Source organism: Sinimarinibacterium thermocellulolyticum, from assembly GCF_040327995.1.
Taxonomy (GTDB): domain Bacteria; phylum Pseudomonadota; class Gammaproteobacteria; order Nevskiales; family Nevskiaceae; genus Solimonas; species Solimonas thermocellulolyticum.
On sequence record NZ_JBEPIJ010000021.1, the window covers coordinates 13894 to 39960 of the forward strand.

General features: G+C 67.2%; 30 protein-coding genes. 14 read left to right on the forward strand and 16 right to left on the reverse strand.

From position 1 onward, the window contains the following. Window positions 1–55: 55 nt before the first annotated feature. Together dnaJ and ABSH63_RS13965 are read left to right on the forward strand one after the other, a co-directional pair. Entirely contained in the window at window positions 56–1177 is a 1122-nt protein-coding gene (gene dnaJ, locus ABSH63_RS13960; RefSeq protein WP_352890480.1) for a molecular chaperone DnaJ, read from the forward strand. A 154-nt stretch (window positions 1178–1331) separates the two neighbouring features. Beyond that, window positions 1332–2753, forward strand: a complete 1422-nt coding sequence (locus ABSH63_RS13965) for a GGDEF domain-containing protein (protein ID WP_352890481.1) — start codon at window positions 1332–1334, stop codon at window positions 2751–2753. Here the strand turns inward: ABSH63_RS13965 and ABSH63_RS13970 are convergent. The 13 genes from ABSH63_RS13970 to gspG form a co-directional block, all read right to left on the reverse strand. Further along, window positions 2744–3520, reverse strand: coding sequence for a ParA family protein (locus tag ABSH63_RS13970; protein ID WP_352890482.1), 777 nt, complete (start codon window positions 3518–3520; stop codon window positions 2744–2746). The genes ABSH63_RS13965 and ABSH63_RS13970 overlap by 10 nt on opposite strands. 118 nt (window positions 3521–3638) lie before the next feature. After that, on the reverse strand, window positions 3639–3956 hold the full coding sequence (locus ABSH63_RS13975; RefSeq protein WP_352890483.1) for a DUF6122 family protein: 318 nt from the start codon (window positions 3954–3956) through the stop codon (window positions 3639–3641). Between the two features lie 55 nt (window positions 3957–4011). Continuing rightward, window positions 4012–6678 carry an aconitate hydratase AcnA gene (gene acnA, locus ABSH63_RS13980; RefSeq protein ID WP_352890484.1) on the reverse strand — a complete coding sequence of 889 codons (2667 nt, stop codon included), beginning with the start codon at window positions 6676–6678 and terminating at the stop codon, window positions 4012–4014. Window positions 6679–6808: 130 nt separating this feature from the next. Continuing rightward, window positions 6809–7939, reverse strand: a complete 1131-nt coding sequence (gene mnmA, locus ABSH63_RS13985; protein ID WP_352890485.1) for a tRNA 2-thiouridine(34) synthase MnmA — start codon at window positions 7937–7939, stop codon at window positions 6809–6811. After that, window positions 7939–8382, reverse strand: coding sequence for an NUDIX hydrolase (locus ABSH63_RS13990; protein WP_352890486.1), 444 nt, complete (start codon window positions 8380–8382; stop codon window positions 7939–7941). The genes mnmA and ABSH63_RS13990 overlap by 1 nt, the downstream gene beginning before the upstream one ends. Then, complete coding sequence (locus tag ABSH63_RS13995; protein WP_352890487.1) at window positions 8379–9245, reverse strand: type II secretion system protein N; 867 nt, start codon at window positions 9243–9245, stop codon at window positions 8379–8381. Before ABSH63_RS13995 ends, ABSH63_RS13990 begins: the two co-directional genes overlap by 4 nt. 4 nt (window positions 9246–9249) lie before the next feature. After that, window positions 9250–9744 carry a type II secretion system protein M gene (locus ABSH63_RS14000; RefSeq protein ID WP_352890488.1) on the reverse strand — a complete coding sequence of 165 codons (495 nt, stop codon included), beginning with the start codon at window positions 9742–9744 and terminating at the stop codon, window positions 9250–9252. After that, window positions 9741–10922: a type II secretion system protein GspL gene (gene gspL, locus ABSH63_RS14005; RefSeq protein ID WP_352890489.1), complete on the reverse strand. Its 1182-nt coding sequence runs from the start codon at window positions 10920–10922 to the stop codon at window positions 9741–9743. The genes ABSH63_RS14000 and gspL overlap by 4 nt, the downstream gene beginning before the upstream one ends. 23 nt (window positions 10923–10945) lie before the next feature. Continuing rightward, on the reverse strand, window positions 10946–11893 hold the full coding sequence (gene gspK, locus ABSH63_RS14010; protein WP_352890490.1) for a type II secretion system minor pseudopilin GspK: 948 nt from the start codon (window positions 11891–11893) through the stop codon (window positions 10946–10948). Then, complete coding sequence (gspJ, locus tag ABSH63_RS14015) at window positions 11890–12663, reverse strand: type II secretion system minor pseudopilin GspJ (protein ID WP_352890492.1); 774 nt, start codon at window positions 12661–12663, stop codon at window positions 11890–11892. The genes gspK and gspJ overlap by 4 nt, the downstream gene beginning before the upstream one ends. After that, window positions 12660–13028, reverse strand: coding sequence for a type II secretion system minor pseudopilin GspI (gene gspI, locus ABSH63_RS14020; protein ID WP_352890514.1), 369 nt, complete (start codon window positions 13026–13028; stop codon window positions 12660–12662). Before gspI ends, gspJ begins: the two co-directional genes overlap by 4 nt. Continuing rightward, a complete protein-coding gene (gspH, locus tag ABSH63_RS14025; RefSeq protein ID WP_352890493.1) occupies window positions 13028–13609 on the reverse strand; it encodes a type II secretion system minor pseudopilin GspH in 582 nt (193 codons plus the stop codon). The genes gspI and gspH overlap by 1 nt, the downstream gene beginning before the upstream one ends. Window positions 13610–13653: 44 nt before the next feature. Continuing rightward, window positions 13654–14097, reverse strand: a complete 444-nt coding sequence (gene gspG, locus ABSH63_RS14030) for a type II secretion system major pseudopilin GspG (protein WP_352890494.1) — start codon at window positions 14095–14097, stop codon at window positions 13654–13656. A 45-nt stretch (window positions 14098–14142) separates the two neighbouring features. On the opposite strand from gspG, the gene rrtA reads away from it, so the two are divergent. The 11 genes from rrtA (at window position 14143) to ABSH63_RS14085 (ending at window position 23491) form a co-directional block, all read left to right on the forward strand. Then, window positions 14143–14793 carry a rhombosortase gene (gene rrtA, locus ABSH63_RS14035; RefSeq protein WP_352890495.1) on the forward strand — a complete coding sequence of 217 codons (651 nt, stop codon included), beginning with the start codon at window positions 14143–14145 and terminating at the stop codon, window positions 14791–14793. Next, window positions 14790–15725, forward strand: coding sequence for an ACP S-malonyltransferase (gene fabD, locus ABSH63_RS14040; RefSeq protein WP_434223277.1), 936 nt, complete (start codon window positions 14790–14792; stop codon window positions 15723–15725). The genes rrtA and fabD overlap by 4 nt, the downstream gene beginning before the upstream one ends. Window positions 15726–15817: 92 nt before the next feature. Continuing rightward, a complete protein-coding gene (fabG, locus tag ABSH63_RS14045) occupies window positions 15818–16540 on the forward strand; it encodes a 3-oxoacyl-ACP reductase FabG (protein ID WP_352890517.1) in 723 nt (240 codons plus the stop codon). Window positions 16541–16661: 121 nt separating this feature from the next. Further along, window positions 16662–16907: an acyl carrier protein gene (acpP, locus tag ABSH63_RS14050; RefSeq protein ID WP_352890496.1), complete on the forward strand. Its 246-nt coding sequence runs from the start codon at window positions 16662–16664 to the stop codon at window positions 16905–16907. A gap of 49 nt (window positions 16908–16956) precedes the next feature. Then, complete coding sequence (gene fabF, locus ABSH63_RS14055) at window positions 16957–18198, forward strand: beta-ketoacyl-ACP synthase II (protein ID WP_352890497.1); 1242 nt, start codon at window positions 16957–16959, stop codon at window positions 18196–18198. Next, window positions 18191–19570, forward strand: a complete 1380-nt coding sequence (locus ABSH63_RS14060) for an aminodeoxychorismate synthase component I (protein WP_352890499.1) — start codon at window positions 18191–18193, stop codon at window positions 19568–19570. The genes fabF and ABSH63_RS14060 overlap by 8 nt, the downstream gene beginning before the upstream one ends. After that, a complete protein-coding gene (pabC, locus tag ABSH63_RS14065) occupies window positions 19567–20400 on the forward strand; it encodes an aminodeoxychorismate lyase (RefSeq protein ID WP_352890500.1) in 834 nt (277 codons plus the stop codon). The genes ABSH63_RS14060 and pabC overlap by 4 nt, the downstream gene beginning before the upstream one ends. 8 nt (window positions 20401–20408) lie before the next feature. Continuing rightward, window positions 20409–21410 carry an endolytic transglycosylase MltG gene (mltG, locus tag ABSH63_RS14070; protein WP_352890502.1) on the forward strand — a complete coding sequence of 334 codons (1002 nt, stop codon included), beginning with the start codon at window positions 20409–20411 and terminating at the stop codon, window positions 21408–21410. A gap of 4 nt (window positions 21411–21414) precedes the next feature. Continuing rightward, window positions 21415–22029 (forward strand): dTMP kinase, encoded by a 615-nt coding sequence (gene tmk / locus ABSH63_RS14075; RefSeq protein ID WP_352890503.1) that lies wholly within the window; start codon window positions 21415–21417, stop codon window positions 22027–22029. After that, window positions 22026–23060, forward strand: a complete 1035-nt coding sequence (locus tag ABSH63_RS14080; protein ID WP_352890505.1) for a DNA polymerase III delta subunit-related protein — start codon at window positions 22026–22028, stop codon at window positions 23058–23060. Before tmk ends, ABSH63_RS14080 begins: the two co-directional genes overlap by 4 nt. A 68-nt stretch (window positions 23061–23128) precedes the next feature. Continuing rightward, on the forward strand, window positions 23129–23491 hold the full coding sequence (locus ABSH63_RS14085) for a PilZ domain-containing protein (RefSeq protein WP_352890507.1): 363 nt from the start codon (window positions 23129–23131) through the stop codon (window positions 23489–23491). A 3-nt stretch (window positions 23492–23494) separates the two neighbouring features. Here the strand turns inward: ABSH63_RS14085 and ABSH63_RS14090 are convergent, their stop codons facing one another. Together ABSH63_RS14090 and ABSH63_RS15785 are read right to left on the reverse strand one after the other, a co-directional pair. Beyond that, window positions 23495–24556 (reverse strand): cyclic nucleotide-binding domain-containing protein, encoded by a 1062-nt coding sequence (locus ABSH63_RS14090; protein WP_352890508.1) that lies wholly within the window; start codon window positions 24554–24556, stop codon window positions 23495–23497. Between the two features lie 208 nt (window positions 24557–24764). Next, on the reverse strand, window positions 24765–24995 hold the full coding sequence (locus ABSH63_RS15785; protein ID WP_434223278.1) for an SWIB/MDM2 domain-containing protein: 231 nt from the start codon (window positions 24993–24995) through the stop codon (window positions 24765–24767). Between ABSH63_RS15785 and ABSH63_RS15790 the strand changes: the two genes are divergently transcribed. Then, a complete protein-coding gene (locus ABSH63_RS15790) occupies window positions 24985–25203 on the forward strand; it encodes a hypothetical protein (RefSeq protein ID WP_434223279.1) in 219 nt (72 codons plus the stop codon). The two genes, ABSH63_RS15785 and ABSH63_RS15790, sit on opposite strands and share 11 nt — an antisense overlap. 193 nt (window positions 25204–25396) lie before the next feature. On the opposite strand, the gene ABSH63_RS14100 is transcribed toward ABSH63_RS15790, so the two are convergent. After that, window positions 25397–26067, reverse strand: a 671-nt coding sequence (locus ABSH63_RS14100) for an SDR family oxidoreductase (protein ID WP_352890510.1), incomplete at its 5' end; no start/stop codon positions are given.

Consider the following 26067-nt stretch of genomic DNA (forward strand, 5'->3'; position numbering starts at 1 on the left):
GGCGTCTTGCGTTTCTTTTGACGTCTCACCGCTGCCGTCCCACGTCTCACGATACATGTCCAAGCGCGACTATTACGAAGTCCTGGGCGTCTCCAAGCAGGCGGGCGAGGACGAGCTGAAGAAGGCCTACCGGCGGCTGGCGATGAAGTTCCACCCGGATCGCAATCCGGGGGACAAGGCCGCGGAAGAAAAGTTCAAGGAGGCCAGCGAAGCCTACGAAGTGCTGACCGATCCGCAGCGCCGCGCGGTCTACGACAAATACGGCCACGAGGGCCTACAGCGCGGCGGCGGTGGCGCGGGCTTCGGCACGGCCGGGGGGTTTGCCGACATCTTCGGGGACGTGTTCGCCGACATCTTCGGTGGGGGCCGCAGCGGCCCCCGACGGGGCGCCGACCTGCGCTACATGATGGAGCTGACGCTCGAACAGGCGGTGTTCGGAACCACCGAGACGATCCGCATCCCGAGTTGGGTGGAGTGCGACGACTGCCACGGTCATGGGACCGCCGACGGCAAGAAGCCGGGGGCCTGCCCGAGTTGTCACGGTACCGGCCAGGTTCGCGTACAACAGGGCTTCTTCGTGCTGCAACAGACCTGTCCGCAGTGTCGTGGGCGCGGCACCCTGGTCACCGATCCGTGCCGGACCTGCCGCGGCGCCGGCAAGACACGGCGAGAAAAGACGCTCGAGGTCAAGATTCCTGCGGGCGTCGATACCGGGGACCGCATCCGTCTCAGCGGCGAGGGCGAACCCGGCGAGCGCGGGGCGCCAGCGGGCGACCTGTATGTCCAGATCAACGTCAAGCCGCATGAGGTATTCGATCGCGACGGCAACGACCTGTACTGCACGGTGCCCATTTCGATCGTCACCGCGGCGCTGGGCGGCACGCTCGAAGTGCCGACGCTCGAAGGCCCCGTTTCGATCGACGTGCCGGAAGGCACGCAGAGTGGGCGCACCTTCCGTCTGCGTGGACGCGGCGTGCGTTCGGTGCGCAGTTCGCACGCTGGCGATCTGTACTGCAACGTCATCGTCGAGACCCCGGTGCGCCTGTCCAAGCAGCAAAAAGAGCTGCTGCGCCAGTTCGGTGAAACCCTGGAGAGCGAAGGCGGCCAGCATCACCCGGAAGCCAGCTCCTGGCTGGGCAAGGCCAAGCGCTTCTTCGACGACCTGACCTCCGGCTGATCGGCGGGTCCGTCGGCAAGTCGTCGACTCGCGTCAGAATCAGGACGGCTCGGCTGGCCGTTCAGCCCCGTGCGCCGGCCTTTTGGCGGCTGCGCCATGGCGTTGCCAGCGCGACGACTAGACTGTCGACGGCGACGCGAGGCGGGAGTCCGGCTTGTCTGTACCGTTCGATCTATTGGGATCCTCCGGCTTTCTGCCTCACGGCTATTGCCTGACGTGGTCGCCGACGCTGTTGTGGACGATGGTGATCAGCGACGCCGTGATCACGCTGTCGTACTACTCGATCCCGCTCGCGCTGGTCTACTTCGTCCGCCGCAACCGGGCGCTGAAGCTGAAGTTCGACTGGATCTTTCTGATGTTCGGCGCCTTCATCTTCGCCTGCGGCACGACGCATGCGATCGCGATTCTCAACATCTGGCGGCCCGAGTACTGGTTGGATGCCTGGATCAAGTTGGGGACGGCGATCATCTCACTGGCCACGGCCATCTTTCTGTGGCCGCTGCTGCCCAAGGTGTCGCAGTTCATCCGCGAGCGCCGCCAGGCCGAGCTCGATCTCGATGCCGCGAATCAGAGGCTCACCGACTCGCTGGCGCAACTGCGCCGGCGCACGCGCGAGCTCGACACGCTGGGCCGTCTCGGTCCGGTCCTGCAAAGAATCCGCAGCGCCGACGAGCTTGCTCAGGTGGTCGCACGCGCGGCCGCCGAATTGTCGATCGCGGAGGCTGGGACCGTGCTACTCAAGGACGCGGATTCATCGATGCGCATCGCAGCGCAATGGGGTGACCCGGAGCTGACCGGCGCGGAGTTTCGCCGGCGCGATGCCGGCGGCGATCCGCCTGCGACGTCGGCGCTGACGAGCACCAGCGTGCCCCTGTGCGAAGCGGGCGAATCTCTGGGGCTGCTGCAACTGCGCGGCGTCGCGCAGCCGGACGATCCGCACGTCAGCCTGCTGATCCAGACCCTGGCCGGGCGGGCATCGGCGGCGTTGTCGAACCTGCGTTTGCGCGAGCACCTGCTCGAACTGTCCGTGCGCGATCCGCTCACCGGCCTGTTCAATCGCCGTCATCTCGACCATAGCCTGCCGGTCGAGGAACGGCGCTCGCGCACCAAGTGCGAGAGCATCGGTGTCGTCACCTTCGATCTGGACCATTTCAAGCGGCTCAACGACCGTCACGGGCACGAGGTCGGCGACGTCGCGCTGTCGGCCTTCGCGCGCATTCTGCGCGAGACCTCGCGCGAAGCCGACATCGCCTGCCGCACCGGCGGCGAGGAATTCGTGCTACTGCTGCCGGGTACCGATCTCGACGGTGCGCGGGTGCGTGCCGAACGCGTGCGTGAAGCGATGGCGGCGCAGCGTCTGGAACACCAGGGTCGGTGCTTGCCGCAGATCACGGTGTCGGCCGGCGTCGCCGCGTTTCCGCAATCGGGGGCGAACCTCGCCGAGGCCTTGCGCGCGGCCGATCGCGCGCTCTATCGAGCCAAGGGCGATGGTCGAAATCGCTGCGTGGTCGCACCGCGCGCGACCGACGACCCGGCCGGCACGGCGGCGCAGGCCGTTCCCGGCGTTCAGCGCTGAGGGCTTTCGAGTGCCTCGTACAGCGCGAGGTAGTCTTGGGTGATGCGGTGACCGCGGTCGAGGAACACCAGCGGCCGGTGACATTCGTGCGATTCTTTCACGCGCACCGAGCTGCCGAGCATCTGTGGCAGCAGCGGATGACCCTCGGCCTTGAGTTCCTCGATCAGCCGCGTCGGCAGCCTCGATCGTGACTGGAACTGATTGACGACGATGCCCTCGATGCGCAGCGCGTCGTTGTGGTCGGCACGGATTTCCTGGATGTTGTCGATGAGCGTGTACAAGGCCTGGCGCGCGAACTCGTCGCAGTCGAAGGGGATCAGCACGCGTTCGGCCGCGATCAGCGCCGCGCGCGAGTAGAAATTCAGCGCCGGTGGCGTGTCGATGAACACGGCGTCATAGCCGCGCAGCTTGCGCAGCGCGTCGCGGAACTTGTAGATCTTCTGCTTGGATTCGAGCTTCACCGCCAACTCGTCGAGCCGCGCATCGGCGGCGACGATGTCCAGATTCTCGAACGGCGTGTTGCTGGCGTAGGTCACGAACGGCGCGGGACTCAGCGAAAAGCTCAGCGTCGATTCGAAGAAGTCGCCGATCGTGCGGTCCGGCGCCTGCGCCGACGAGCCGTTGAGATACTGCGTCGCGTTGCCCTGGGTGTCGAGGTCGATCACCAGCGTGCGCAGCCCCCTCGATGCGGCGATGGCCGCGAGATTGCAGACGATGGTGGTCTTGCCGACTCCGCCTTTCTGATTGAAGACGACTCGAATGGTCATAGCCGCGTCAGGATGGGGCCGAAAAAATGAGCGCCGGCAGTGTACGGGATTTGGTCGTACGCAGCGGTACCCGATGGCATCGTCCGCCGTGGTGAAGGCCGTGTGTTCGCTGGGCGGCTCAAGCGCGCTGGATGACGCAGTCGCAAGCATCCAGCGTCATGTGGATCAGAAGTCCCGTGGCGACGATGCGCGTCTGCACCGGCACGAGCAGTGCCGCGTAAGCGACGATCGCCGGCGGCCGGTGCAGCGGATGGACCGCAAGGCTGCAGCGCGCGGGATCATAGATGGGATCTGCGAGCAGGTGATCCAGATCCACCGCCATCGTCGCCAGCATGACGATCCAGGCACGGCGCCAGTGTCCGTAAAACAGCAGCCGTGCCGCGAGCCCCGGCACCAAGCCGTGCAGGATCAAGTGGACGATCGCGGCGATCGACATGGTCAAAGAACGAGGCCCGCTCGCGCGGGCCTCGTGCCTGATGCCGCGGGCTGGATCAGGCGGCCATCTGCCGCAGCATGTACTGCAGTACGCCGCCGTGCTCGTAGTAGTCCCACTCCTTGGGCGTGTTGATGCGCACCTTGGCGGTGAAACGCACGACCTTGCCGTCGGCCTTCTTCGCCTGCACCGTGACTTCGGTGGCGCCACGCACGAGGCCGTCGACGTCGAACACCTCGGTGCCATCCAGGCCCAGCGTCTGCGCGTTCTGGCCGTCGACGAAGTTCAGAGGCAGCACGCCCATGCCGACGAGGTTGGAGCGGTGGATGCGCTCGAAGGACTCGCTGATGACGGTCTTCACGCCGAGCAGCAGCGTGCCCTTGGCCGCCCAGTCGCGCGAGGACCCGGTGCCGTATTCCTTGCCGGCGAGCACGACCAGCGGCGTGTTCTCGGCCTTGTACTTCATCGCCACGTCGTAGATCGGCTCGATCGGGCCCACGGTGCCATCCTTGCCGATGTACTTGGACACACCGCCCTCGACGCCGGGCGTCATCGCGTTTTTGATGCGCGTGTTGGCGAAGGTGCCGCGCATCATCACCTCGTGGTTGCCGCGGCGCGAGCCGAAGGAGTTGAAGTCGGCCTTCTGCACGCCGCGTTCCAGCAGGTACTTGCCCGCTGGGCCGTCTTTTTTGATGTCGCCGGCCGGCGAGATGTGATCGGTGGTGATCGAGTCGCCGAGCACGGCGAGGCAGCGCGCACCCTTGATCGGCTGGATTCCGGGCGGCGTCATCGTCATGCCGATGAAGTACGGCGGGTTCTGGATGTAGGTCGACTTGTCGTCCCAGGGATAGGTTTCGGACTTGGCGACCTTGATCGACTGCCAGCGCGCATCGCCCTTGAGCACGTCGGCGTAGCTGGCCTTGAACAGATCCGCCGTCACCGACTTGGCGACGACGTCCTGGATCTCCTTGTTCGACGGCCAGATGTGCTTGAGGAACACGTCCTTGCCGTCCTTGCTCTTGCCGATCGGCTCCGTGGTCAGATCGATGTCGGTGGTGCCGGCGATCGCATAGGCGACGACCAGCGGCGGCGAGGCCAGATAGTTCATGCGCACGTCCTGATGGACGCGGCCTTCGAAGTTGCGGTTGCCCGACAGCACCGCGGACACCGACAGCATGTTCTCCTGGATCGCCTTGGTGAGCGGCTCGTTGAGCGGACCGGAGTTGCCGATGCAGGTGGTGCAGCCGTAGGCGGTGACGTAGAAGCCGAGGTGTTCGAGGTCTTCGATCAGACCGGCCTTCTTCAGGTATTCGGTGACCGCGAGCGAGCCGGGGGCGAGCGAGGTCTTGACCCAGGGCTTAGTGGTCAGACCCAGTGCGCGCGCCTTTTTCGCCAGCAGGCCGGCGCCGATCAGCACGCTCGGGTTCGAGGTGTTGGTGCACGAGGTGATCGCCGCGATCATCACCGCACCGTCCTTGAGTTCGAAGGTCTTGCCGTTGTCGGTGACCGTCGCCGGCCCCTTGGAGGGGCGCAATTTCTGCTCGGCCTCGAAGGCCTTGCGAAAGTTGGCCTTGACGTCGGACAGCAGTACACGGTCCTGCGGACGCTTCGGTCCGGCGAGGCTAGGCTTGATGCTGCCCAGATCCAGATGCAGCACGTCGGTGTACTGGGCCTCGGGCGTATCCGGCGTCCACCACATGCCCTGCGCCTGCGCATAGGCCTTGACCACGGCGATCTGCTGTTCACTGCGGCCGGTCAGGCGCAGATAGTTCAGGGTTTCCTCGTCGATCGGGAAGATGCCGCAGGTGGCGCCGTATTCGGGTGCCATGTTGGCGATGGTGTTGCGATCCGAGGCGGACAGATTGCCGACGCCCGGGCCGAAGAACTCGACGAACTTCTCGACCACGCCGCGCTTGCGCAGCATCTCGGTGACGGTGAGCACGAGATCGGTCGCAGTCGCACCCTCGGCGAGCACGCCGGTGAGGCGCACGCCGATGACTTCCGGAATCAGCATCGACGAGGGCTGGCCGAGCATCGCCGCTTCGGCTTCGATGCCGCCGACACCCCAGCCGAGCACGCCGATGCCGTTGACCATCGTCGTGTGCGAGTCGGTGCCGAAGCAGGAATCCGGATAGAGCATGCCCTGCTGGTCCTCGAAGACGACGCGGGCGAGATACTCGATGTTGACCTGGTGGACGATGCCGGTGTCGGGCGGCACCGCCTTGAAGTTTTTCAGGGCTTCCTGGCCCCAGCGCAGAAAGGTGTAGCGCTCTTTGTTGCGCTCGAACTCGATCTTGGCGTTGAGATCGAGGGCGTCCTTGGAGCCATAGTGGTCGATCATCACCGAGTGGTCGATGACCAGCTCCACCGGGCACAGCGGATTGACCTTGCTCGCATCCCCGCCGAGCGACTTGATCGCGTCGCGCATCGCCGCCAGATCGACGACGCAGGGCACGCCGGTGAAATCCTGCAGGATTACGCGCGCCGGCGTGAAGTTGATGTCCTTGACCGGCAGATTCTTGAAGTTGGCACCGGCCAGCGCCTCGATGTCGGCCTTGGTCGTGTTGACGCCGTCCTCGTGCCGCAGCAGGTTTTCCAGCAGCACCTTGATCGAGTAGGGCAGACGCTCGATCTTGAACGTCGGTTCCAGCGCCTTGAGGCTGTAGTAGCTATACGATTTGGAACCGACGGTGAGCGTGGACTTGGCTTTGAAGCTGTCCGTCATGGCTGGGGACTCCCGATAAGTCGTGAGGGGATGGCTTGAGGTCAGCGTTCGCGGCGGCGGCGGCCGCGAATGAGGCGCGAATTATAGCGGAATGTGCTGTCTGAACCGGGTTTTCAGTCGCTTCACGGCATCACGTCTGCGAGGCGTCGAGCGACGCGACCCAGGCGATCTCGCCACCGCCGAGGCAGCGTCCAGCGTCATAGAGTACGCAGTACTGACCTGCCACCACCGCGCGCTGCGGCGCCGAGAATCGGACCTGCACGTCGTCGCCGTCGATCGCCACGGTGCACGCTTGCAGCGCTTGCCGGTGACGGATGCGCGCGTGCAGCCTTTGCCCGTTTCGCGGAACCGGCGCGAGCCAGTTGAATCCCGCGGTGCGCAGACCGCTGGACATGAGCCGCGGATGCCTCGCGTCCTGTGACACGACCAGCCGATTGCGCGCCGCATCCTTGTCGATCACGTACCAGGGCGCCTCGCGTGCACCGCGGGTACCGCCGATGCCGAGTCCGCGGCGCTGACCGAGCGTGTAGAACATCAGCCCCTGGTGCCGGCCGAGTTCGCGGCCGCCGTCGTCGACGATGATGCCGGGATCGGGCTTGAGATAGCGCGCGAGGAATTCACGAAACTCGCGTTCGCCGATGAAGCAGATGCCGGTCGAGTCCTTCTTGCGGTGCACCGGCAGTCCGGCGCGCGTGGCCAGCCTGCGCACTTCGGGTTTGGTCAGCTCGCCGAGCGGAAACAGCACGCGATCCAGATGGGCGCGCTGCACCGCGGCCAGAAAATAGGTCTGGTCCTTGTCCTCGTCAGCCGCGCGCAGTAGCTCCGGGCCTTGTGGTCCTTGTGCGATGCGGGCGTAGTGGCCGGTGGCGATCAGATCGGCCCCCAGACGCAGCGCGTAGTCGCGGAACGGCTGGAACTTGATCTCGCGATTGCACAGCACATCCGGGTTCGGCGTCTTGCCAGCCTGGTAGTCGGCAAGAAAGCGTGCGAACACGCGTTCGCGATACTCGCGCGAGAAATCGACGCGGTGCAGGGGAATGTCGAGCTCCTCGCAGACACGGCGCGCGTCCTGGAAGTCTTCGGCGGCGCTGCAGTAGCCCTGTTCGTCCTCGGTCCAATTGCTCATGAACAGGCCCGAGACGCGAAAGCCCTGTTCCTTGAGCAGCCAGGCGCTCACCGAAGAATCGACGCCGCCGGACATGCCGACGACGACATGGGCACCCGGAGCGCGGGTGAACGGCGAGGTATTCGCTACGGACACTACAGATGTGCGACCAGATCCAGGGGATAACGCTTGCCCGCGAGCCAGTCGTCGACGCAGCGCAGCACCATCGGGCTGCGGTGACGCGCGCGGCGGGCGACGAGCTCCTCGCGTGTCAGCCACAGCACGCGCACAATGCCTTGGTCGAGTGCGCGCTCGGCGTGTTCGCGGCGCAGCTCGGCGGCGAAGGCGATACGCAAAAAGCCGTAGCCCAGCCCCGGCGGATCGACGTGATACAGGCCGAGCACGTGTGTGGGTTCGACTTCCCAGCGCGTCTCTTCCAGCGTCTCGCGCTTGGCGCCGTCCATCAGCGATTCGCCCTGTTCCCAGTGTCCCGCGGGCTGGTTGAGCAGGATCTCGCCGTTGACCGATTCCTCGACCAGCAGGAAGCGGCCGTCGCGTTCGACGACGCAGGCAACGACGACATGCGGAGTCCAGCTCATGTCGGCGGCATCATGTGGTGGGCTGGCGTGCTCGCGGGTGCCGGGACTGCGGACCCGGGGGTGTCGCCGCGCGTGCCCGGCGGCGCGTCGGTGGCGTGTGCCGGGCTCTGCGTTCCCGTGCGGCGCAGTCGTTGATATCCGTCGGCGTCGGCGGGCCCCAGGGCGCGCAGCAGATTGTTCACCATCGGCGGTGCATCCGGCGTCGCGCGCAAGCGCAGATCGAGGTCGTAGGCGCCATCGACCGCAAGCCGAGCACGACCGTCGACTTCGATGGAGCCCTTTAGCGTGCTCACGGTCGCGACGATGCCGTCGTCGGCGTCCTCGATCCGCGCCTCGAAGTCGCCGAGTGCGACCGGGTCGCGCCCCAGCGTCCACGAAAGACCGATCACCTGCAGGCGTCCATGCGCGTGCCGCGGCCAGCGATCGACCAGGGTCAGGGATGCGAGGTCGATACCGATCTCGCCATTGACCGGCACGAAGGGCAGGCCAGCGATCGCCGCCAGCGCCCGCAGCTCGCCGCTTGCGCGGGTATCGCGCAGATGCACGGCGCCGCCGAGGCCCATGCCGGCGACGCCCTCGAAGAGCAGCGGCGGCCCGCCGCTGCTCAGCGCGAAGCTCGCGCGGCCGAGCAGCAGGCTGGACGGTACGAGCCGCCAGCGCACGTTACGGGCGAGCGGCTGATCGCCGCGCGCAAGCAGCGATGCCGCGCCCGAGACCAGCGTGCCGGTGACCCCAAACAGCCGCACCGGCAGCTCGGCGTTGCCGCCGGCGATCCAGCCGTAGAGCGAGGCGGCCGGGGCATGCACGATCAGCCCCAGCACGAAGCTCAGCAGCGCGGCAGCGAGGAGGTGGCGCGTCTTCATCCGCTCATTCCCGCGTCAGACTCAGGCGTGCGCTGACCAGACCCGGGCGCGCGCCGCGCTCGATCTCCGCGCTCGCCGCACCGATGCCGTAGCCTGTCTCGAGCTCTTGCAGCCAGCGCAGCAAGTTGTCGAAGGGAACGTCCTCGATCCACACCTTGACCTCACGATCGCCCTCGGGCTGTATGCGCGATGGCGGCTTGCCCAGCACGGGCGAGCGGCTGGTGCGATCGACGACCGCCACCAACGAGGTGCTGCGATCGACGCTGCGCCCCGCGCCCTGGCTGCGCACCAGCGCCGCGGCTTCCTCGATGCGTGTCGCCAAGGCGCGCGCGCGCGTCAGCGCTTCGGCACGCTGCTGATGCGCTTTGACGACGGGCTCCCAGGCGAGCAGGTAGAGCATCACCAACACCAGCACCACCGTGCCACCCAGCACCATCAGCCGTTCGCGCGGCGCGAGCTGCTGCAGCGAGGCCCAAAGCCGTTCGACCCTTGGATTCATGTCGGCGAGAGCTTGATGCGGATTTGCACGCCCTCACTGCCGGCGTTCGCCGACTGGACCTCCAGGCGTGCCGGGCGGGGGGGCTCGAACCAGGCCTTGAGCTGTTCGAGGGCCTGCAATTCTCGGGCGCGCATGCTCGCGTACAGCGACGCCTCGCGATATTGCAAGGCTTCCAGACGCAGTCCGGGCACCGCAGCGATGGCCTCGGCGGCGACGCCCAACAGGGCGAGGAATTCGGCGCTTGCCGGCGCGTCCTGCAGGCGCGCGAGCTGTTGGCCGAGCTGCGCTTCGAGATCGACGATGCGCGTTTCCTGCGGAAAGATCTCGCGGTAACGCTGCTGGTTGCGCTCGTTGAGGGCGTCGAGCTCCTGGCCGAGGTGCCAGGCCTGCACGCCGTGTTGCGTCGCCGCCAACACCACGGCAGCCGCGGCAAGACCGGCGGCGAGTCGCCACGGCTGCCACAGGCGCAGCCAATCCTGGCGCGTCGAGTACTCGCCCTGCAAAAGGTCGATCGCCTGGCGGCCGTCGAGATGCTGCAGCATCGCCTGCAGCGGATGTTCGAAACCGTGTAGCGGTTCGGTGTTCCAGCGCAGCAGGCTGGGATCGAAGTCTTGATCGCGCGCGATCAGCACGCGCAACTGCCGGCTGCGCTCGCCGTCGGCGAGCAGCAGGCAGGTTTCGAGATCGTCGCGTGCGCAGACGAAGCCGGCCGCCGCAGCCGTGCGGACGAGAATCTCATCACCGTCGACGAGAAGACTGAACTGATGCGCCTCGGGCACCGGCAGCGCGAACAGATCGGGGATCATCGTGTCGGGCCGGACCCCGCGTTCGGTGAAGAAGCCGAGATAGGCCTGCAGACGCTCATGGGCGATGACCGCGACCGGCCAGTGACCGTCGCTGCCGCGCGCGCCAATCGCGAAATGCTGGGTTTGCACGTCGTCGGCGAGCTGGTCTTCGAGCGCGAACGGCACCGCCTGCCGCACCTTGGACGCGTGCCGCACCGGCAGCGGCACCGAGCACAGCCGCACCTCGGTCGACGACAGCAGCACCACGACCCGCCGCCCGGCGGCAAGCGGGATCAAGTCTTGCAGCGGCGCGTGCTCGACCGGAAACGAGGCGAGTGCATCGGCGCGGGCGATGCAGTAGGCGGTGGGCGCGGCAGGGTCTACCGCGCGCATTCGAATATAGAGGGTCTCGCGCACTATTCGACGTCGATGCTGCGCCCGTAGACGGCCGGGGCGGTCCCCGGCGGGCGGAAGTAGAAACTATACAGTGCGACCCGACCGCTGCCTATGAAAATCTCGGAACGGAGCATGAAGAAGCGGCTGTTGACGCTCATCATCGCCGATGGCGCATCCTCGGCGGTATAGCCGCCTTCGAGGTTGAACAAGGCCTGCACGTCCTCGGCCGGCTTCTTGAGGCGTTCGGCGGCAAAGGTTTCGATGGCCGGTCGCGGTCCGGCGGCGAGTGCGAACAGCACCGGCAGCGGTGCGGTGTTGACGTTGATCGGCACGCCGGTCTGCGGCAGCGCGCTGACCACGCCGGCGAGCTTCTGGTAGATCTCGGGCGTGATGCCGCGAATCGCCAGCAACTCGGAGACACTGGTGATCATGCGGTTGCCGGCGCGATACGGCACGTCGAGCCGCAGGTAGTCGTTGTCCTCGGCGCCGTCGGCACCGGTGGGCTCGCGGTCGGCGTCGATCCAGTCGCGGATCGCCGCGGCGATCGCGCGGGCCTGGAATTCGTCGGCGGCACCGACCAGACCCAGCAGGCGCACGAACACGCGGAGCTGCTGTTCGTATTCGGCCGTATCCGGCGTGCCGAGATTGTTGAGGTTGAATCGCCCCTGCAGGTCGATCACCTGGCCGCGCGCGAAGCCCTCATCCACCGGCAGATAGTCCACCTGCTGCGCCCACATGTCGGTGAGCGCGTCGATGGCGTTGTCTTCGAGGTCGCGTTCGAGCACGGACTTGATCCAGGACTCGACGCCGGCGGCATACCACCACGCCAGCTCCGATTCCTGCAGGTTGGCCGTGCGGCGGATGGCGATGTTGGCCGACACGAGAATCGCGGTCGACGCCATCGCCGCGAGGGCGACGACGAGCACGGCGGTGATCAGGGCGATGCCTCGCTCGCCGCCGCGGCTCATGGAAACTCCGAAGGGTCGGCGGGCGCAATCGCATCATTCGCGCCGCCGGATCCGGGAATGTCGGTGACCCCGCCGGTTCGATTGCCCGCCTCGCTGCCGTACCGCGCCGGAATCACCGGAAAGTCCGTACCGATGCGAAACAGATACACCACCTGGCCGAGATCACGAACTTCGAGCATCAGCTCGATGGCGCGCGGCGGTGCGGCGGTCTCCGGTCGATCGAGAATCTCCGCCGGCCAGGCGTCGCGCCATTCGCGGGCCTCGTCGAGGTAGCGCCAGCGCATTCGCTCGATGCCGTCGAGCAGCACGGTCTCCACCGGTTTGCTGTCCTGCGCCAGATCGAGCACGCGCCAGGACATGCGGATCAGCTCGCCGTCCTCGAAGCGGTAGGCGACGCGTTCGAGCCCCGGGCGCGGCAGGCGCAACGGATTGCGCCAGCCGGCGCGGGTGAATTCCAGATAGCCGCGCTCGCCGGAACGCACCGCCGGCTGGGTATCGCCGAAGCCGTCGCGCGCCGGCCGATGACGGATCTGCTGCAGGTCGTCGCGCAGCCGCAGGTAGGCCTTCTGCATCTGCGCGATGCGCGCCTGGGCCTGCTCGACCTGCGCGCGCGTCTTGAGCACGGAATCCAGTCCGCCATAAGCCATCAGCGAGAACACCGCGAAGATCGCGATGACCACGACCAGTTCGAGCAGCGTGAACCCGGCGTGCCGACCAGATGCGGTCCCGCGCGGGCGCGGCGAGCGATACGAGTCGATCGGCGAGGTCATTGCCGCCCGGTGTCCGCGAGAAACGCCGACAGCGCCGCGGCGCTGCCGTCGCGCCGTGGCGAGAGCACGCGGATGTCGATGCGACGCAAGTGCTCGTCGGTGGTCTTCTTGACCTCGACTTCCCATTTCCAGGTCTGGCCGGCGAGATCCATCTCGCCATCGGAGCGGCCGACGTCCGGCCACACCGGTTGCAGCTCGATCTCGGTCAGACGGTTGTGCGCCACCCACAGGGCGATGGTGCGTTCACGCAGGCGCGCCGCGTTGTCGGCGTACCGCGCCATGCCGGAGAGGATCGCGGCCATCGCGATCGCCAGCACCGCGACTGCGGCGACCATCTCGAGCAGCGTGAAACCGGTCTGGCGCATCACGGCAGCGCGCCGTCACGCAGGGTGTCGAGCGTCAGGCGCCCGAGCACGTCGCCGCTGAGCAGGCGGCCTTCGGCGAGACCGTCGGCGTGCAGCGTCAACGCAAACGGCGTGAGCTCGCCGCTGGACAGGAACAACACCTGCGGCTCGAGCGCGGGCGCTTCTTCATCGTCGTCTCCGCGACCTCGCGCCGGCAGATCCAGCGCCGGCGGAACCGGCCGGCCATCGACGCGCAGGTCCAGGCTCAGCAGGGGCGGGATCTCGCGCGGACGCAGCGGGCCTTCTGTGACCGGCGCCCAGCGGCCCTCGCTGCCGACGGTGAGGAACTGGTATTGCGTCAGCGTATGGCGAAAGCCGATCTCGTAGCCCTTGAGCTCGGCTTCTTCGAGCGCCAGGCGAAACAGCGCTTCGAGGCGCCGCGATTCCAGATCCAGGGTGTCTGCGGCGGCACGATCGCCAACCGACAGCGTCGCGAAGGTCAGCATGATGCCGATGATCAGCACCACGACCATCACCTCGACGAGGGTGAAACCACGGCTGCGCCGCGACGCGGCGCCAGGATCGCACCCCTTGCCGGGCATGGCCGAGCGGCTGCGATCCGGTGCCATCGATGGCGGGGGAGTCGCTAGTTCAGATTCCAGTTGCCGATGTCCGCCGCCGCGCCTTCACCGCCGGGCCGCCCGTCGGCGCCCAGCGAGAACAAGTCGAACTCTCCCCGCGTCCCGGGATGCAGATACTGATAGGGATTGCCCCAGGGATCCACCGGCAGGGTCTTGATGTAGCCGCCGCTGCGATAGTTGCGCGGCTCGGGATCGCCGCCGGGCTTGCTGACCAGCGCCTCGAGCCCTTGCTGCGTGCTCGGGTAGACGTAGTTGTCGAGCTTGTACAGATTGAGCTGGGCCTCGAGCACGCGGATGTCCTGCTTGGCCTTGGTGATGCGGGCATCGTCCGGCCTGTCCATAATGCGCGGCACGACGACGGCAGCGAGAATGCCCAGAATCACGACGACGACCATGATCTCGATCAGCGTGAAACCGCGTTGGCTGCGATGCGTCCGAAAGTGGGTCATGGTCGAAACGGGATGAGCGACAACGGTGGGGCCGAACGAGGGCCGGTGCAGGGAACTGCTCAGGCGGCGCGGATCATAGCAGAAGCGCCTTACCGCTCCGCCGCGCTGTGGATCGGCCCTTTGGCGCTAGTGACCGCGATGCTCGCCGTCGAGTTCCTCGGCGATTGGGGACGAAGCTGGCTGGCCTTCGACCGCGATGCCATCGCCGATGGCCAATGGTGGCGTCTGATCACCGGCAACTTCGCGCATCTGGGCTGGTATCACTGGTTCCTGAACGCACTCGGTGTGCTGGTGCTCGTGCTCTTGTGTCCGCAGCCGCTGCCGCCGTGGGTCTGGGGGCGGCGCGTGCTCGTGATCGGTCTGGCGATGAGTCTTTGTCTGTGGTTGTTCGTGCCGCAGCTAGACAACTACGTCGGCATGTCCGGCGTGATCCACGGCTTGTTCGTGCTGGGTCTGGTGCCGCAGGTGCGGCGTGGCGATCTGATCGCGCTCGGCTGCGTGCTGTATCTTCTTGGTAAGATCGGCTGGGAGTTGTACGCTGGCGCGCCGGTGTCCGACGAAGCCGCGATCGGCGGTCGCGTCGTCGTCGAGTCGCATCTTTATGGCACGCTCTGTGCCACGCTGTATGGGGTGGCGTTCGGAAGCTTCAGCGGCTGCGAAGGTCTGGGCCGCAACGCACGTCAAACGAAATCATGAACTACGCAATGCTCTTTCCCGGGCAGGGCTCGCAGTCCGTCGGCATGCTCGGTGGTTTCGCTGCGCCGGTCGTGGCGCAGACCTTTGATGAGGCCAGCGCGGTGCTCGGCTGGGATGTCGGCGCCCTGGTGCGCGAAGGCCCGGAGCAGGAACTCAACCGCACCCAGCGCACGCAACCGGCTTTGCTCGCGGCCGATATCGCGCTATGGCGTCTGTGGCAGCAACGCGGTCTGCCACCGCCCACGGCGCTCGCCGGGCACAGCCTGGGCGAGTACGCCGCGCTGGTGGCCGCGGCTGCCTTGGACTTCAGCGACGCGCTGCGCCTGGTCGAACGGCGCGGCGCACTGATGCAGGCTGCGGTGCCGGAAGGCACAGGTGCGATGGCCGCGGTCATCGGCCTCGACGACGCGCAGGTTGCGGCGCTGTGCGCGGCCTACACGGGCGAGGGCGTGCTCGAACCCGCCAATTTCAATTCACCGGGGCAGGTGGTCGTCGCCGGCCATGCGCGGGCAATCGACTGGGTTCTCGGCGAGGCCAAGACCCATGGCGCGCGCATGGCCGTGCGGGTGCCGATGTCGGTGCCCTCACACTGTTCGTTGATGCGCGGCGCGGCCGAGGCGTTGTTCGCCGAGATGGCGAAGATCGAGCTACGTACACCGCAGATCCCGGTTCTGCACAACCTCGACGCCGCACCTCGGCGCGAGCCGGACGCGATCCGCGTGGCCCTGCGCGAGCAATTGCACCGTCCGGTGCGTTGGACGCAGACCATCGAAGCATTGGTCGGGGATGGTATCGCCGCCTTCGTCGAATGTGGACCGGGCCGGGTCTTGTGCGGGCTCGGCAAGCGCATCGCCAAGGCGGTGCCGGCGCTGCCGACCGACGATCCTGCTGCTTTCGACAAGGCGAGTGCAGCGATCGCCGCGGCGGGCTGACGCCGGGCTTTGCTATCCTCGGCCCTCGGAAATCCAGATAACCCATCCACGCAGTGAGCGGAGCGTCAGAGTCGATGAGCGAGACCACGTCCATGTTCGCCGGTCAGACCGCACTGGTCACCGGCGCCAGCCGCGGTATCGGTCAGGCCATCGCCCGGCGGCTCGCCGCGGGCGGTGCGCGGGTGATCGGCACCGCGACCAGCGCCGCCGGCGCGCAGGCGATCGGCGAGGCGCTGCGGGCGCAGGGCGGCGAGGGCCGGGTGCTCGATGTCCGCGACGGCTCGGCTTGCGAGGCGCTGCTCGGCGAGATCGGTCCGGTGTCGATCCTGGTCAACAACGCCGGCGTCACCCGCGATACGCTGCTGTTGCGTATGAAGGATGAGGATTGGAGCGAGGTCATCGAGACCGATCTGACCGCGGTATTCCGGCTGTCGCGCGCGGTGCTGCGCGGCATGGTCAAGGCGCGCTACGGCCGCATCGTCAGCATCGGTTCGGTCGTCGGCCAGATGGGTAATGCGGGCCAGGCCAACTACTGCGCGGCCAAGGCCGGCCTCGTCGGTTTTTCCAAGGCGCTGGCACAGGAAGTCGGCTCGCGCGGCATCACCGTCAACGTCGTCGCGCCCGGTTTCATCGAGACCGACATGACGCGCGCGCTCGGCGAGGACGTGCGCAAGGGGCTGCTCGAACGAGTGCCGGCCAAGCGGCTTGGATCGCCCGAGGACGTCGCCGCCGCGGTGGCCTTCCTCGCCTCGCGCGAGGCCGGCTACATCACCGGCGAAACGCTGCACGTCAACGGCGGCATGCACATGGCCTGAGGCTGCGCAAAAAGTGGCCTAAGCACTTGTCGCAAAAACCTTTTCAGGTTCTACTGCTTCCCCCGGCGGGTTCCACTACAATACGCCGGCTCTACACACCATAAACACAGCGGAGTGACGCATGAGTACGCTTGAAGAGAAGGTCAAGAAGATCATCGCTGAGCAGTTGTCGGTCAGCGAAGATCAGATCACCCCGGAGGCCTCCTTCGTCGAAGACCTGGGCGCCGACTCGCTGGACACCGTGGAACTGGTGATGGCACTCGAAGAAGAGTTCGAGATCGACATTCCGGACGAAGAAGCCGAGAAGATCGTGACCTTCCAGGACGTGCTCAACTACATCAAGGCGCACACGTCCCAGACCGGCTGATCCGCCGGGTTTCGCGCCGCGCCCATCCCCATTTCTCAGGATTCGCCCGATGAGCCGTAGACGCGTCGTCGTCACCGGCCTCGGCATCGTCTCGCCGGTCGGCAACGATGTCGATACCGCGTGGAAGAACATCCTGGCCGGCAAGTCCGGCATCGGACCGATCGATACCTACGACGTCTCCGCGTTCAGCACCCGCTTCGCCGGGCTGGTCCGGGGCTTCAAGGCCGAGGACTGGATGGGGGTCAAGGAGATCAAGCGCACCGATCCGTTCATCCACTACGGCGTTGCGGCCGCCAAACAGGCGGTCCGCGACGCCGGATTGGAGATCACCGATGCCAATCGCGAGCGCATCGGCGTGTGCGTCGGCTCGGGGATCGGCGGCATCGGCAACATCGAGGAGGAGTGCGCGAAGCTGCGTGCGGGTGGACCGCGCAAGGTTTCGCCGTTTTTCGTGCCGGCCTCGATCATCAATATGATCTCCGGCTACATCTCCATCGACCTGGGTATCACCGGACCGAACTTCGCGGTGGTCTCCGCCTGCACGACGGCGACGCACAGCATCGGCCTGGGTGCGCGCTTGATCCAGGCCGGCGATGTCGATGTCTGCATCGCCGGCGGTGGCGAAGCCGGCTCGGCCCCGGCCGGTATGGCCGGCTTCTGTCAGGCGCGCGCGCTGTCGACGCGCAACGACGATCCGCAGCGGGCGAGCCGCCCCTGGGATCGTGACCGCGACGGTTTCGTGCTCGGCGACGGCGCCGGCGTCGTGGTGCTCGAGGAACTCGAAACCGCGAAGAAGCGTGGCGCGACGATCTACGGCGAGCTGATCGGTTTCGGCATGTCCAGCGACGCCCATCACATCACGCTCCCGCCCGAGGACGGGCGCGGGGCGCGTCTGTGCATGGTCAACGCCCTGCGCGACGCCGGACTCAACGCCGAGGATGTGGACTACATCAACGCCCACGGCACCTCGACGCCAGCTGGTGACATCGCCGAGACGCTGGCGATCAAGGCTGCGCTCGGGGCCCACGCGGCCAAGGTGGCCGTAAGTTCGACCAAGTCGATGACCGGACACCTGCTCGGCGCCGCCGGTGGCATCGAAGCGGTGTTCACGCTACTGGCGCTGCGCGATCAGGTGCTACCGCCGACGATCAACCTCGACAACCCGGGCGAGGGCTGTGATCTCGATTACGTGCCGCACACGGCGCGCGAGGCGAAGCTCGACGTGGCACTCTCCAACTCCTTCGGCTTTGGCGGCACCAACGGCACACTCGCATTCAAGCGGTTTGTCTGACTCGGCCCGCTCGGCGGCGCCGTTGTGGCGCGAGGTCGTCGAAGCCGATCTGGATCTCTTGGGGCTGCACGCGCGGCTGCCGCGCCGCTACCCGTTTCTGCTCGAAAGCGTCGCTGCTCATCCGCAGTCCGGCCGCTGGGATCTACTGTTCGCCGCGACCGGCAAGGCCCTCGTCGGCACTGCCGGGGGCGTGTGCGGCCCAGGGACGCGCTCGCCAGGGGACGACTTCTTCGACGCGCTAGACCGCTGGGTGGGCGCCGAGCCGCGTGCCGCGCCCGCGCCGCCCTTGCCGTTCGTCGGCGGCTGGTTTGTGCTGCTGGGCTACGAGGCGGCGCGCTGGGTCGAGCCGCGGCTCTACCTGCCGCCGTCGCCGCATGCGCTGCCCGATGCCCTCGCGGTGCGCTGCCGCGCCGCGGTGCTGCGCGACCGCGCAAACGGCAGGCTGCATCTGGTCAGCGAGGACGAGGCGACGCTCACGCAGCTGCGCGCGGATGTCGCTGCGGCACTGCGAGCGCCGCCGCCCGTGGCGGTCGTCGGTAGCGGCCGCTGGAGCGAGCAAGCGCCGCAGCGCTTCACCGACGCCGTGGCACGCATTCTCGACTGGCTGCGTGCCGGTGATGCCTTCCAGATCAATCTGTCGCGCGCCTGGGATGCCGAACTGCCGCCGGAGCTCGACGCCGCGGACCTGTACGCGCGGCTGCGTGCGACCAACCCGGCACCGTTCGCCGGGCTCGCGCGCTGGGGCGACGAGGCCGTCATCAGCTCCTCGCCGGAGCGGCTGCTGCAGATCGCTGATGGCATCGCCCAGACGCGGCCGATCGCCGGCACGCGCCGCCGCGGCACGAGCGTCGACGAAGATCGCGAGCTGCGCGCGCGGCTGCTCGAGAGTGTCAAGGAGCGCGCCGAGCACGTGATGCTGATCGATCTGGAGCGCAACGATCTCGGCCGCGTCTGCGTACCGGGCTCGATCCGCGTCAGTGAGCTGATGGCACTCGAAAGCTACGCGCACGTGCATCACATCGTGTCCAACGTGCAGGGGCGCCTGCGTGACGGGGTCGGACCCGGTGCGGCGCTGCGCGCAGTGTTTCCCGGCGGCACGATCACCGGTTGCCCCAAGGTGCGGGCGATGCAGATCATCGCCGAGCTCGAAGGCGAGGGGCGGGGGCCTTACACCGGCAGCATGGGCTATATCTCGCGCGACGGTCGGCTCGACAGCAACATCCTGATCCGTTCGCTGGTCTGGCAGCGCGGACGCGCGCGTCTGCGCGCCGGTGCCGGTATCGTCGCCGACTCGCAGCCGCAGGCCGAGCTCGACGAGACGCGCGCCAAGGCACGCGGTCTTCTGCTCGCCATCGACGGGTCAGCGGCGTGAATCCGGCCGTCCTGCACGATGGGCGGCCGTGCACGGCGCAGTCGGCGCATTCGCGCGCGCTGCACTATGGCGACGGCGTCTTCCGCACCATGCTGTGGCGCGACGCCGCCGTGGTCGACTGGCCGCTGCACCGCGACAAGCTCTTTGCCGACTGCGCCGCGCTGAGACTCGAACCGCCGACCGAGCGCGAAGTGCTCGACGACCTCCAGCGGGTTGCCGCCGGGGAGCAAATGCAGGTGCTCAAGCTTATCGTCGCGCGCCGCGCGCAGCGGCGCGGCTACGCGCCGCAGACCCGCGCGTCGGAGCGCTGGGTGTTCGCCTATCCGGTGCCGGCAGTGCAGGCCGCGGACTATCGTAGCGGCATCGTCGCCGCGGTCAGCGAGGTCACGCTCAGCGAGCAGGTGCTGCTCGCCGGCGTCAAGCACCTGAACCGCCTCGACCAGGTGCTCGCCGCCGACGGCTGGGCTCAGGAGATCGGCGAAGCCTTGATGCGCCGGGGCGATGGCGCGGTGATCTGCGGCACACGCAGCAACCTGTTCGTCGTGCGTAGTGGCGTGTTGCTGACGCCGACACTCGACCGCTGCGGCGTCGCCGGTATCATGCGGCGCAAGATCCTCGACTGCGCCCGTGGCATGAACATCCCGATTCGGGAGACCGAGTTGCTGCTGTCCGACGTCCTGTCGGCCGACGAGGCCTTCGTCTGCAATGCGTTGATCGGCATCTGGCCATTGCGCCGGCTGCAGACCCGTGAGTGGTCGGCGCCGGGCGCGTTGACGCGCCGCCTGATGCACGCCACCGCGCATCCGCTCGTGCTCGAGCATCTGCGCTGAGCCGGCCGATGCGCCATCTGCTCAGGCTGTTCGCGTTGCTGGTCATCGCCGTCAGTGCGCTGCTGATCGACGCCGCGCGTGTGTTGCAGGGCCCACTGCGGCTCGACGGCGAGCGCACGTTGCTGCTCGAACCCGGCACTTCCGCGGCGCTGCTGGTGCAGCGCCTGGCGCAAGACGGCTGGCTCGACGCGCAGCCGCGCAGTACCTGGTACCTGCGCGCCTACACACGCTTGAGCGGCGCGGCGACGCAGCTCAAGGCCGGCGAGTACGCCGTACCGGCGCAGACCTCGCCGCTCGAGCTGCTCGAGCTGATCGTTTCGGGCCAGACCATCCTGCACGAGCTGCGTCTGATCGAGGGCTGGACCTTTCGTCAGGCGCTGGCCGCAGTGCGCGCGCATCCGCAGTTGCGGCAGACGCTCGAAAGCGCCGAGGGCCCCGCCGTCATGGCTGCGATCGGTCGCGCCGGTCAGCATCCCGAGGGGCGCCTGTTTCCCGACACTTACCGCTTCTCGCGCGGCATGACCGACGTCGCCTTCCTGCGGCGCGCGGCCGAAACCATGGATCGCGTGCTCGCCGAGGAATGGGCGGCTCGCGCCGAGGACCTGCCCTACGCCATGCCCGACGAGGCGCTGGTGATGGCCTCGATCATCGAAAAGGAGACCGGCGTCGAGCACGAGCGTGGTCAGATTGCCGGGGTGTTCGTGCGACGTCTGCGGCTGGGCATGCGGCTGCAGACCGATCCCACCGTGATCTACGGGCTCGGCGAGCGCTTCGACGGCAACCTGCGTCGCCATCACCTGCTCACCGACGGCGAGTACAACACCTACACGCGCAGCGGACTGCCGCCGACGCCGATTTGTCTGCCGGGCCGTGCGTCGCTGCGCGCGGCGCTGAATCCGGCGCCGGGCAAGACGCTGTACTTCGTCGCACGCGGCGATGGCACGCACGAGTTTTCCGAAACGCTGGAAGCGCACAATGCCGCAGTACGTCGATACCAGCTCGGGCGCTGACGGTATGCGTGGACGATTCATCACCCTCGAAGGCGGCGAGGGCAGCGGCAAGTCGACGCAGGCGCGTCATGTGCGTGACTGGCTGCGAGCGCGCGGGCGCGAGGTCGTGCTCACGCGTGAGCCGGGCGGCACGCCGCTGGCCGAGGCCGTGCGCGAGCTGGTGCTGCGGCGCTGGGGCGAGGACGTGAACGCGGCGACCGAGCTGCTGCTGATGTTCGCGGCGCGCGCGGCGCACGTGCATGGCCTGATCGCGCCCAGCCTGGCTCGTGGCGTCGACGTGGTCTGCGACCGTTTCGTCGACAGCAGCTACGCCTATCAGGGCGCGCGCGGAATCGATGCCGTCCATCTGCGCGCCCTGGAGGCGCTGGCGATGCCGCAGATCATGCCCGATCTGACCCTGCTGCTCGATCTGCCGCCCGAGCAGGGCCTGGACCGGGCGCAGGTCCGTGGTGACGGCAACCGTTTCGAAGCGGAGACGCTGGACTACCAGCGGCGGGTGCGTGAGATTTTTCTACGGCGCGCCGCCGAGGATCCGGCTCGTTGCGTGGTGATCGATGCGAGTGCGAGCGTAGACCGCGTGTCCGCGGCGATCGACGCCGTGCTCCAGGCGCGACTATGAGGACGGACTGGCTGCGGCCGCTGCCCTGGCAACAGACGCTGTGGCTGGAATTGAGCAGCCTGGTGCGGCAACAGCGGCTGCCGCACGCCCTGCTGCTGGCCGGTCCCGAGGGCATCGGCAAGCGCTGGTTCGCGCGCGCGTTGATCGCCTTCGTGCTCTGCGAGGATCGCAGCGGCTACGCCTGCGGACGCTGCCGCGCCTGCATGCAGCTTGCGGTCGGCGCCCATCCCGACGCCGTGCTGCTCGGCACCGACGGGCTGTTCGGTCTGGCTCTCAGCGCCGATGGCCGGCACGAGCAGGCGCTCGTCCACTGGCAGTCGGACGATGGTCGCGGCGAGGGGCGCAAACGGCGCGACATCGCCATCGATGGGGTGCGTGCGTTGATCGGGCGTCTGGGGCTGTCGTCCCACTACGGACGATCGCGCGCGACGCTGATCGAGCCGGCCGACGCCCTGAACACGAGCAGCGTCAACGCATTGCTCAAGACCATCGAGGAACCGCCGCCGGGCACCCATCTGCTACTGGTGAGCGAACGGCCGCAGGCCCTGCTGCCAACCTTGCGCAGCCGCTGTCAGCGCGTGCGCATGGCAACACCGCCAGCGGACGAGGCGCAGGCCTGGCTGGAGGCCCAGCTCGGCCGCCAGGAGCCTTTTGCGCTCGCGGCCGCCCACGGTGCGCCGCTGTGCGCGCTGGCGCTCGCCAGCGGCGATGAACTGGGCCAGCAGCAGGCCTGGGCGGAGCTGTGGATGGCCGTCGGCCGTCGTCGCAAGGATCCGGTCAGCGCGGCTGCCGCGGTCGATCGCGATGCCGTGCCTGCCCATCTGCGCTGGGCCTGCGGCTGGCTGCAGCAGCGCTTTCGCGACTGTGTGCTGCAGGCCGGCGGCGGTGAGGCGCAGGCGTGGATGCAGATGCTCGACGAAGTCATCGAGGCCAGCCGCCTGTGCGCGGGCAACGCGCAAGTACAGCTCGTACTCGAAGCCCTGTTCGTGCAGTGGCTGCGCCTGGGGCCGCGCGCGCTCGGCAAAGACTGACGAAAGCCCGGTGAGGGCTGCTAAAGTGGGCGCATCGTGCCCCACACCGCCGAGGTTTCCGCCGATCCATGAGTACGCCCCCGCGCAGCGGCAGCGCGCAGCCCGGCATCCTGACGATCAACATCAAGGACAAGGCGGCGCTGTTTGCGGCCTATATGCCGTTCATCAAGAACGGTGGTCTGTTCATTCCCACGAGCAAGGATTACCGCCTTGGTGACGAGGTCTTCATCCTGCTGACGCTGATGGAGAACCCGGAGCGCATTCCGGTGGCTGGCAAGATCGTTTGGCTCACGCCCAAGGGCGCGCAGAACAAGCGTGTGCAAGGCATCGGCGTGCAGTTCAGTCCGCAGGACGGTGGTACCACGCAGAAGAAGATCGAGGCGCTACTCGCCGGCGTGCTGTCGGCGGACCGGCCGACCCACACGATGTAGGCCTCAGGGCGCGTCGCCGCGTTCCGAGGCGGGCACGCCGCCCTCGAGCACGTAGGCGTCGAAGCCCTTCTGCATCAGGATGAAGGCGGCCACCGCACTGCGGCGTCCGGTGTCGCAGCAGGCGATCCAGGTGCTCGTGGCATCGAGCTGCGCGAGCTTCATCCGCAGCATGTACAGCGGCAGGTTGATCGCCCCCGGCAGACTGCCGCGCCGGAATTCGCTGGGCAGGCGCACGTCGAGCCAGCGTGCCTTGCCTTCGGCGACCAGCGCCTGCGCACGCGCCTGATCGATGCGCCGCGACAGCGGGTCGGTGAGCAGCTTGCGAAAGTCCGCCTTGTCCAGGCGCATCAGCTTGCCGCGTGTCAGTGCCGTGACCGTCGCGTTCCTGCGGCTGTCCGCGATCAGCGCCTCTTCGCCGAAGCAGGCGCCGGCGTCGAGTTCGGCCAGGCGCACCGGCTTTTGATGGGGCTGCTCGCGTGTGACGATGTAGCGCCCCGACATAACCACGTAGAAAAAGTCGCCTTCGTCGTCCTGGCGCACAATCACCTCACCGGGCTCCACCTCGATCTGCTGCATGCGCATGAACATCGCCTGCAGGTTGCAGGGGGGCACCAGCTGGAAGGTGCGCATCTGCAACAGGCGGGTCATCCAGTCGTCGCCGGTCGCGTCCGCAGTCACGCCGACTTCGCCCACTTCGAACGAGCCGGTCTGATCCCAGGTCAGCATGACATCGAGCAGACTGGCGTCCACCGCCAGGCAGCGCACGTCGGTGACGCAGGTCGCGGTCACACGGCGCGGCGACTGATGCGCGATACGGTGGGCCGCGGACGGAGCGCCGGCTGCGAGGGTGGCGACCACATGACCGTCCGCGTCGCAAAGGCGCAGCGTACCCGCGACCAGGAACAGCGCACGTTCGGCGCCATCACCCGGCTTGAACAGCACTTCGCCGGCGCGCAGGTTCAGGATCGTGGACTTGCGTGCGAGTTCCGCATGGGTCTGCGGGCGCAAGGCATCGAGCGGCACGAAACGCGCAAACAGCGAAGGATCGACGTTGTGATCAGACATGGCCTCGCGGGCTAGCGGATGTCATGGCCCGCGCTGAAGACGTCGCGACGGCCACCTGCAGCATGCTAACACGCGCCCGAGGACATCCCTCCGACACTGTATCACGGCGTTGCGAGTGTACGGGTGCTCGTTGTGCGAGCGCTGGAACGCGCCGACAGGCCCGGACGGAGGCGAGGGCGGGCCGAGGCGCCGCCCTCGATCGCGATCATCAGCGGATGTGCTGGCTGACCAGCTTGGTCATCTCGAACATGCTGACGCTCGACTTGCCGCCGAAGATGACCTTGAGCTTGTCGTCGGCGTTGATCTGGCGCTTGTTGGTCTGATCCTGCAGTCCGTTCTTCTTGATGTACGCCCACAGATTGCTCGTGATCTGGCTGCGTGGCATCGGCTTGTCGCCGACCACCGCAGCCAGCGCCGGGCTCGGCGTCATGGGTTTCATCAGCGCAGGGCTGGCCTTGCGCTTGGTCTTTTTCACGGCTTTCTTCGCCGCCTTCTTCGGGGCTGGCTTCTTAGCCACCTTCGCGACGGGCTTCGTCGCCTTCTTCACTGCCTTCTTCGCCGGCGCTTTCTTCGCCGCCGACTTCTTCGTCGCAACCTTCTTCGCAGCTGCCTTCTTGGCCTTCGCCATAACGCAAGTCTCCCTGTAGAGCACACCCAAGACGGGCACGCCTATGCTATCTCGATTTCAGGCGTAATCGTGCAATCGCTCGCGGGAGGATCGCGTCGCGCAAAGGAACGAGCGTTACTCGAACGAAGGAGCGGGCGGCAATCACGCTCAGCGAGTCGCAACGGGCGTGGCCGAAAGCCATCGCCGGGCACGGCGCCGAGCCCTCGCGCCGGTCAGCAATAGCCACCCGCACAGATCAAGGTTTGGCCGCTGATGTAGTTCGATTCGGGGTAGCACAGCAGCGCCACTGCGCCTGCCGCCTCGGCTGGCGTGCCGCTGCGGCCGAGAGGAATCGCCCGTTCGATCGCCTCGATGCGATCGGCGGGGAGGCCGACCCTGATTTCACGGCCTTGGACGTCCATTGCGCCGGCGTCGGTCTGCGCTTGCGTGAGACGAGTCGCGATCAAGCCGAATGCGACCGCATTGACGTTGACCTTGTAACGACCCCATTCCTTGGCCATGGTTTTCGTCAAGCCGAGGATGCCGGCCTTGCCAGCCGCGTAATTGACCTGTCCCGGGTTGCCACCGATGCCGGCGATAGAGGAGATGTTGACCACCTTGCGAAAGTTCTCTATGCCCGCCGCAGCTTCCGTTCGTGCGGCTTGGCGAATATATGCGCTGGCGGTTCGGAGTATGCGAAACGGTGCGGTCAGATGCACGTCGAGCATCGCGTGCCACTGCTCGTCCGTCATCTTTTGGATGACGCCGTCCTGTCGCCTCCCCCTAAACTCGGTCCAAGGATAACTGGAGGTCTCCGGGCAAACTACACGCCCCAGGAGGCTTTCAATGCGCAGGAGCAAATTCACTGAAACCCAGATCGTCCGGACGCTCAAAGCAGTCGAAG

What these genes read in the sequence shown, in the direction of transcription:
- dnaJ (WP_352890480.1), top strand. Translation starts at nt 56, where the DNA reads ATGTCCAAGCGCGACTATTACGAAGTCCTGGGCGTCTCCAAGCAGGCG.
- ABSH63_RS13970 (WP_352890482.1), bottom strand. Translation starts at nt 3,520, where the DNA reads ATGACCATTCGAGTCGTCTTCAATCAGAAAGGCGGAGTCGGCAAGACC.
- ABSH63_RS13975 (WP_352890483.1), bottom strand. Translation starts at nt 3,956, where the DNA reads ATGTCGATCGCCGCGATCGTCCACTTGATCCTGCACGGCTTGGTGCCG.
- acnA (WP_352890484.1), bottom strand. Translation starts at nt 6,678, where the DNA reads ATGACGGACAGCTTCAAAGCCAAGTCCACGCTCACCGTCGGTTCCAAA.
- ABSH63_RS13990 (WP_352890486.1), bottom strand. Translation starts at nt 8,382, where the DNA reads ATGAGCTGGACTCCGCATGTCGTCGTTGCCTGCGTCGTCGAACGCGAC.
- ABSH63_RS13995 (WP_352890487.1), bottom strand. Translation starts at nt 9,245, where the DNA reads ATGAAGACGCGCCACCTCCTCGCTGCCGCGCTGCTGAGCTTCGTGCTG.
- ABSH63_RS14000 (WP_352890488.1), bottom strand. Translation starts at nt 9,744, where the DNA reads ATGAATCCAAGGGTCGAACGGCTTTGGGCCTCGCTGCAGCAGCTCGCG.
- gspL (WP_352890489.1), bottom strand. Translation starts at nt 10,922, where the DNA reads ATGCGCGCGGTAGACCCTGCCGCGCCCACCGCCTACTGCATCGCCCGC.
- gspK (WP_352890490.1), bottom strand. Translation starts at nt 11,893, where the DNA reads ATGAGCCGCGGCGGCGAGCGAGGCATCGCCCTGATCACCGCCGTGCTC.
- gspJ (WP_352890492.1), bottom strand. Translation starts at nt 12,663, where the DNA reads ATGACCTCGCCGATCGACTCGTATCGCTCGCCGCGCCCGCGCGGGACC.
- gspI (WP_352890514.1), bottom strand. Translation starts at nt 13,028, where the DNA reads ATGCGCCAGACCGGTTTCACGCTGCTCGAGATGGTCGCCGCAGTCGCG.
- gspH (WP_352890493.1), bottom strand. Translation starts at nt 13,609, where the DNA reads ATGCCCGGCAAGGGGTGCGATCCTGGCGCCGCGTCGCGGCGCAGCCGT.
- gspG (WP_352890494.1), bottom strand. Translation starts at nt 14,097, where the DNA reads ATGACCCACTTTCGGACGCATCGCAGCCAACGCGGTTTCACGCTGATC.
- fabD (WP_434223277.1), top strand. Translation starts at nt 14,790, where the DNA reads ATGAACTACGCAATGCTCTTTCCCGGGCAGGGCTCGCAGTCCGTCGGC.
- fabG (WP_352890517.1), top strand. Translation starts at nt 15,818, where the DNA reads ATGTTCGCCGGTCAGACCGCACTGGTCACCGGCGCCAGCCGCGGTATC.
- acpP (WP_352890496.1), top strand. Translation starts at nt 16,662, where the DNA reads ATGAGTACGCTTGAAGAGAAGGTCAAGAAGATCATCGCTGAGCAGTTG.
- fabF (WP_352890497.1), top strand. Translation starts at nt 16,957, where the DNA reads ATGAGCCGTAGACGCGTCGTCGTCACCGGCCTCGGCATCGTCTCGCCG.
- mltG (WP_352890502.1), top strand. Translation starts at nt 20,409, where the DNA reads ATGCGCCATCTGCTCAGGCTGTTCGCGTTGCTGGTCATCGCCGTCAGT.
- tmk (WP_352890503.1), top strand. Translation starts at nt 21,415, where the DNA reads ATGCGTGGACGATTCATCACCCTCGAAGGCGGCGAGGGCAGCGGCAAG.
- ABSH63_RS14080 (WP_352890505.1), top strand. Translation starts at nt 22,026, where the DNA reads ATGAGGACGGACTGGCTGCGGCCGCTGCCCTGGCAACAGACGCTGTGG.
- ABSH63_RS14085 (WP_352890507.1), top strand. Translation starts at nt 23,129, where the DNA reads ATGAGTACGCCCCCGCGCAGCGGCAGCGCGCAGCCCGGCATCCTGACG.
- ABSH63_RS14090 (WP_352890508.1), bottom strand. Translation starts at nt 24,556, where the DNA reads ATGTCTGATCACAACGTCGATCCTTCGCTGTTTGCGCGTTTCGTGCCG.
- ABSH63_RS15790 (WP_434223279.1), top strand. Translation starts at nt 24,985, where the DNA reads ATGGGTTTCATCAGCGCAGGGCTGGCCTTGCGCTTGGTCTTTTTCACG.
- ABSH63_RS15785 (WP_434223278.1), bottom strand. Translation starts at nt 24,995, where the DNA reads ATGAAACCCATGACGCCGAGCCCGGCGCTGGCTGCGGTGGTCGGCGAC.